This is a genomic window from Flavobacterium sp. (genome assembly GCF_043720215.1).
GTDB lineage: Bacteria > Bacteroidota > Bacteroidia > Flavobacteriales > Flavobacteriaceae > Flavobacterium.
In genome coordinates this window covers 1-5,663 of the sequence record NZ_JAYSSZ010000038.1, presented here as the reverse complement: position 1 = coordinate 5,663, position 5,663 = coordinate 1, and the positions used below count along the sequence as shown (strand labels likewise).

Annotated in this window: 5 protein-coding genes; 2 read left to right on the top strand and 3 right to left on the bottom strand. The window is 32.4% G+C overall.

Features of this window, described 5'->3' with window-relative positions; all coding sequences use genetic code 11:
* Positions 1-474: 474 nt before the first annotated feature.
* The 3 genes from ACHZC3_RS01500 to ACHZC3_RS01490 form a co-directional block, all read right to left on the bottom strand.
* Complete coding sequence (locus ACHZC3_RS01500; protein ID WP_394758107.1) at positions 475-1,071, bottom strand: MarR family winged helix-turn-helix transcriptional regulator; 597 nt, start codon at positions 1,069-1,071, stop codon at positions 475-477.
* Positions 1,072-1,073: 2 nt separating this feature from the next.
* Complete coding sequence (locus ACHZC3_RS01495) at positions 1,074-1,337, bottom strand: DUF2024 family protein (protein ID WP_394758106.1); 264 nt, start codon at positions 1,335-1,337, stop codon at positions 1,074-1,076.
* An 80-nt stretch (positions 1,338-1,417) separates the two neighbouring features.
* A complete protein-coding gene (locus ACHZC3_RS01490; protein ID WP_394758105.1) occupies positions 1,418-1,651 on the bottom strand; it encodes a thioredoxin family protein in 234 nt (77 codons plus the stop codon).
* A 402-nt stretch (positions 1,652-2,053) separates the two neighbouring features.
* Between ACHZC3_RS01490 and kynU the strand changes: the two genes are divergently transcribed.
* Together kynU and ACHZC3_RS01480 are read left to right on the top strand one after the other, a co-directional pair.
* The gene (gene kynU, locus ACHZC3_RS01485) at positions 2,054-3,331 is read left to right on the top strand and encodes a kynureninase (protein ID WP_394758104.1); all 1,278 of its coding nucleotides are present in this window, start codon (positions 2,054-2,056) and stop codon (positions 3,329-3,331) included.
* Positions 3,332-3,407: 76 nt separating this feature from the next.
* A complete protein-coding gene (locus ACHZC3_RS01480; protein ID WP_394758103.1) occupies positions 3,408-5,498 on the top strand; it encodes a T9SS type A sorting domain-containing protein in 2,091 nt (696 codons plus the stop codon).
* Positions 5,499-5,663: the final 165 nt, after the last annotated feature.

Sequence of the window (5,663 nt, the reverse complement as noted above, 5' to 3'; positions counted from 1 at the left end):
CAAATTTAAACAAAATGAGTCCGATACAATATCGAACTCATTATTATCAAAATTAATTATAAATTTGTCCAAACTTTTGGGTTCAGTCTAATTACTGAAAGGTTTTTTTATGGCGTGACCCGAAAAGGGTCGGGCTTCCCGATAGCTATCGGGACGTTACAATCTTTTTATCGGCGAAAAGCCTCAAAAAAGGATTTCCACTTCAATCCCTCACGCGAGTAGTATTTTCAATATTCAACATTCGTTATTCAACATTCAATCATTACAACTCATATTGCCTTGAATTTCTTATATAGTTCAAAAACTAAAAAAACTTTGTGCATCTCTGTGCTTTCTTTGTGCATCTTCGTGAAATAGTTTTTCTTATTTTACAGAATCAATCAAAGTTCACTGAACTCCTATGAAAATAAAAGCATAGTGAAGTAATTCCTCACGCGAGCAACAATTTAGAAATTATTTTATTCAGTAAAAAATCTAAGCAACTTCAAACTCGATACAGTCAATTCGTATTTCCTTCGACAAAAGTTTTTGATCAAGTAAATTGCAAAAATGATTTTCCGCTTTTATTGAATAGAATTTGCAATTAAAACAAGTTCTTTGCACGCTAATGACTTTCTGTTTATTTAGTTTTATTATAAGATTCGATATGTTCTCCCATAAAACAACTTTCTCAGAATCATTCACTCCGGAGATAATTTTTGTTAATGGATCGACAAAATTTTCTGTTTCAAAAACTATTTTTTCACCAGAAGAAGTCAATTGTATAGTTTGACTTCTCGTGTCATTTGTATTTGCACTTTTTTTGACAAGATTTTTTTGTTCTAATATTTTTATAGCTTCGCTAATTGTGGGTTTAGTGAAATTAAATTCTTTTGCAAGATAACTTACCGTCGTTTTGTCTACGGAATGGTGTTTAATAAAAATAAGCAACTGTATTTGTATAGGACTCAAACTAAACTCTTTGGCTTTCTCCCATAGTAAAATTCTAAAGACTTGAGATAATCGCTCCAGTCCAGCTACTATTTTGAAGTCAAGATTTTCGTTTTGCTTTTTTAAATTAAATACAGACATGTTTAGTTACAATTTTGCATTTCTAAAATATAATACCCTTTCTCTAGAATACTTGTTTCAATTTCAGCAGTTGCATTTTCTAGATGACAAAAAACGCACTCTTTGGTAGTTAGTTGTTGTTTTTCTTGGTTTTTATGAACTAAGTATTCCTTTCCAAAGGTATGAATTGTTTTTTCGTCTTTTATATTCTCAGGGGCAATAATGTCAAAATGCATTACTGTTCCATCGCTTTTTGTTACATAGGTATCCCAAACTGCTACTTGCATATTTTTTATGTTTTTTATGAATTTATTGTATTAATAAAATAACAGCCAATACGCTTTGCATAGTGGCTGTTATTTAGTTTTTAACCTTTTACAGCTTCTAGAGATGCACCAAAATTAATGTGTAATACATTACCGTTTGGAGTCACTAAAGCAGGAACCGATTTCACGCCTGCTTTTTCAGCGTCTTTAATTCTTGATTTGTCATTACCAAGATGTACCACTTCCACCTTAGATGAATCTATAAGATTTAGTAAATCTTGCTCTGCGCTTACACAAACTGGACAACCAGCGTGATAAAAAATTGATTTGCTCATTTTTTATTAATTTACAATTGTTTGATGACAATATTGCCGATATAAATATAGTAAGGATTCCTAACAATAAAAAATATATTCTTAAATATATTCTTAAATATTTTATTGAAAACTGAAATTTAATAATTGATTTAAATTTTGAAAGAAGTCGAAATGCTAAATTATAGCCCCGTCCCGATAGCTATCGGGAGCAGTGGAAATCCTTTTTTTTTTCGTTTAAAAATGAAAAGATTGAAACGGAAAGCGGGAAATAATTTGAAAAGAAACCGAAATGTTGCGCTCCTAAATAATATACTAACTCAAGTTATTAAAATCAAAAAAAAAATTTGTGTATCTCTGTGTTTACTCTGCGCATCTTTGTGAAATAATTTTTCTTATTTTTACAAAATCAAAAACCAAATCATGACTTTCCAAAACAGAGTACAATTTGCACAACAACTCGATGCACAAGACGAACTAAAAAAATATAGAAACGAGTTCATATTTCCACAACACAATGATAAAAACGTAATTTATTTTACTGGAAATTCATTGGGATTACAACCAAAGTCGGCCAAAACTTATGTTGATGAAGTGATGAACGATTGGGCAAATCTTGCTGTCGAGGGTCATTTTTATGCAGACAAACCATGGTGGGATTATCACGAACGATTTGCTAATCCGTTAAGTAAAATTGTAGGAGCAAAACCAAGTGAGGTTACTGTAATGAATACACTTACTGTGAATCTTCATTTACTGATGGTTTCCTTTTATCGTCCTACAAAAACACGTTATAAGATTATCTGCGAAGAAAAAGCTTTTCCATCAGATCAATATATGTTCCAGAGTCAAGTTAATTTTCATGGTTATAAACCTGAAGATGCGATTGTAGAAATTAAAAGAAGAGAAGGTGAACACAATATCCGATTAGAAGATATTCTTGCAAAAATAAAAGAAGTAGGAGATGAGTTGGCATTGGTTTTGTTTGGAGGTGTAAATTACTATACAGGACAAGTTTTTGATATGAAAACCATCACCGAAGCAGGACATAAACAAGGCGCAAAAGTTGGTTTCGATTTGGCTCACGCCGCAGGAAATATCAAATTAGAATTGCACGATTGGAATATCGATTTTGCTTCATGGTGTTCTTATAAATACATGAATTCAGGGCCTGGTAATGCTTCAGGTTGTTTCGTTCATGAAAAACATCACAATGATGCTGATTTGCCAAGACTCGCAGGTTGGTGGGGACACAATAAAGAACGACGTTTCAAAATGGAACCTACTTTCGATCCAGTTCATGGAGCCGATGGTTGGCAAATAAGTAATTTACCAATTCTATCATTAGCACCTTATTTAGCATCAGTCGAAATGTTTGCTGAAGTTGGCATGGACAAACTAATTGCAAAAAGAAACCAAATTACAGCTTATTTAGAATTTATTCTTCATGAAATAGACAAAGAAGTAAAAGGTCATTTCGAGATTTTAACACCAAGTAATCAAGAAGAAAGAGCTTGTCAACTTTCTGTTTTTTTACATGGAGAAGGTCGACCATTATTCGATTATCTAATGAAAAATGGCGTGATAACCGATTGGCGCGAACCCAATGTAATTCGATTAGCACCAGTTCCTTTGTATTGTTCTTACGAGGATATGTATGATTTTGGTCAAATATTAAAAAAAGGTATAGAAAAGCATTAGAGTTTTATAGTATTCTTAGGATTTTAAACTTAATTTTATATATTTGTTCTATAAGTACACATATAAATAAACAATTATGAAAAAAACTTTACACATTACAGTCCTTTTCTTATTAGGATTAACTGCGGTAAATGCTCAAAATTCACCAAACGAACAAAGAGCTCGTGATTATATAAAATCCCAAGAAAAAGAATTACAAATCAAACCAGAGCATACATTTAGCTTGAGATTTGTTCGAAATGGATTAGCAGGCGAAACACTTAGATTTCAACAAATGCTTAATGCTGTTCCAGTCTTTGATTCGGAAATTTTAGTAAACTTTGCACCAAATAATGAGATTGCATATTCTACTAATAATTACGATAATACAGTAGAAAATATCGCAACCACTCCAGCTATTAGTGAGCAACAAGCAATTGCGATTTCAAATACAGAATTAAAATTCTCAGGAAACATTACTTTTCAAGAATCTAAACTTTATGTTTATAATAAGATACAACCTACAAAATTAGTTTATAGAGTTGTTACAAATGCTGAAGACAAACCAGGAAGCTGGGAAGTTATTGTAGATGCAAAAACTTCGCAAATTCTAAGTTCAAAGAATATTGCATTTTATCATTCTGAGAAAAAAAGCAAAAAAGACAAACCCAAAAAAAAAGAAAGTCAAAAAGAAAATATTAAAAAAGAACAAAAAGCTGCACCTTTAGCTTTTGTTTCCGCAACAGGTATGGTTTTTGCTTCAGACCCTTTAGGAGTTAATCGTAGTGCATATGCGGGTAATTATATAGATAATGGCGACGCAACAAATGCTTCATTAGATGCTGCAAGGATTTCTGTAACATTACCAGAAGTTGATTTAACCGCAGGAACTTATCTTTTAAAAAGTTCTTATGTTGAAATTAAAAGAATTGAAAATCCGATTACAGGTTTGTTTACTCAAGCAACAAATAATTTCAGCTACAATAGATTCGATCAAGCTTTTGAAGCTGTAAATGTTTTTTATCATACAGATAAAAATTTAAGATACATTAACGAAACACTTGGTGTGACTTGCCGTCCATTAGGGAATGGGGGAATTTTGCACTTTGATCCACATGGAGAAAACGGAGCCGATAATTCTCACTATTCAAACGGACAATTAGTTTTCGGAGAAGGATGTGTAGATGATGGTGAAGATGGAGATGTTATTTGGCATGAACTTGGTCATGGACTACATGATTGGTTAACGGGTGGTTCACTATCGCAAGTAAATGGATTAAGTGAAGGTTCAGGCGATTACTGGGCACAATCTAATAGTAGAAGTTTAAATCAATGGTTAACTACCGATGCAGCTTACCATTACATGTTCAACTGGGATGGTCATAATCCTTGTTGGGGAGGAAGAACAACAAATTATGCGCCAATATATCCAGGAGGATTGGTAAGTCAAATACATACCGATGGGCAAATTTGGGCTACAGTAAATATGAAAATTTGGGATGTTTTAGGAAGAACAAAAACAGATACTGCTTTTTTAGAAGGTTTAGCGCTAACTAATAGTTCAACAAATCAAAATCAAGCTGCGATTGCTGTTAGACAAGCTGCTATAAATATGAATTATTCTTGTGCTGATATAAGAACAATGACTCAAAGATATGCTGCGGCAGGTTATACAATGCCAGCAGTAACATTTACATTAAATGTTCCTGCAAACCAAACGGTAACTGCGGGTGCAGGAAACGTTTACATCTTACCTAGTTATATATCTCAATGTAATGCAATAAGTGCTAACTGTGATTCAGTTATATCTCAAAGTCCAGTTACAGGAACTAGCTTAAGTCCGGGTGTTTACACAATTACAATGACTGCAAATTCACCAACTGGAAGATCTATCAATGCTATAGTGAACAAAGCTTTTACTTTGACAGTTCAGCCACTTTTAAGCGTAAATGATTTTTCAAAAAATAACCTAAAAGTATATCCTAACCCAGCATCTACAAATATTACTATCAAAGGTGATTTTATTGCAGATAAAAATATTATAATATTTAATATTTTAGGACAAAAAGTTATGGAAAACACTTTAAAATCTGACGAAAACGTATTAGACATTTCTAGACTTGCTTTAGGTGTTTATACTATTCAATTCAACGATACAAAAGCTACAATCAAGTTTGTGAAAAACTAAAAAGTAGTAATTATGTTTTACCAAAAGCCTATTCAAAAAATGAATAGGCTTTTTTTATTAAAAAACTGTCTTGTCCTAAAATGGCGATACATAAATTCATCGTTATGGAAAACACCCAGGAACCTCGCTATGTAAAGCGTACTCAAAAAGACTACAGTATGTCTT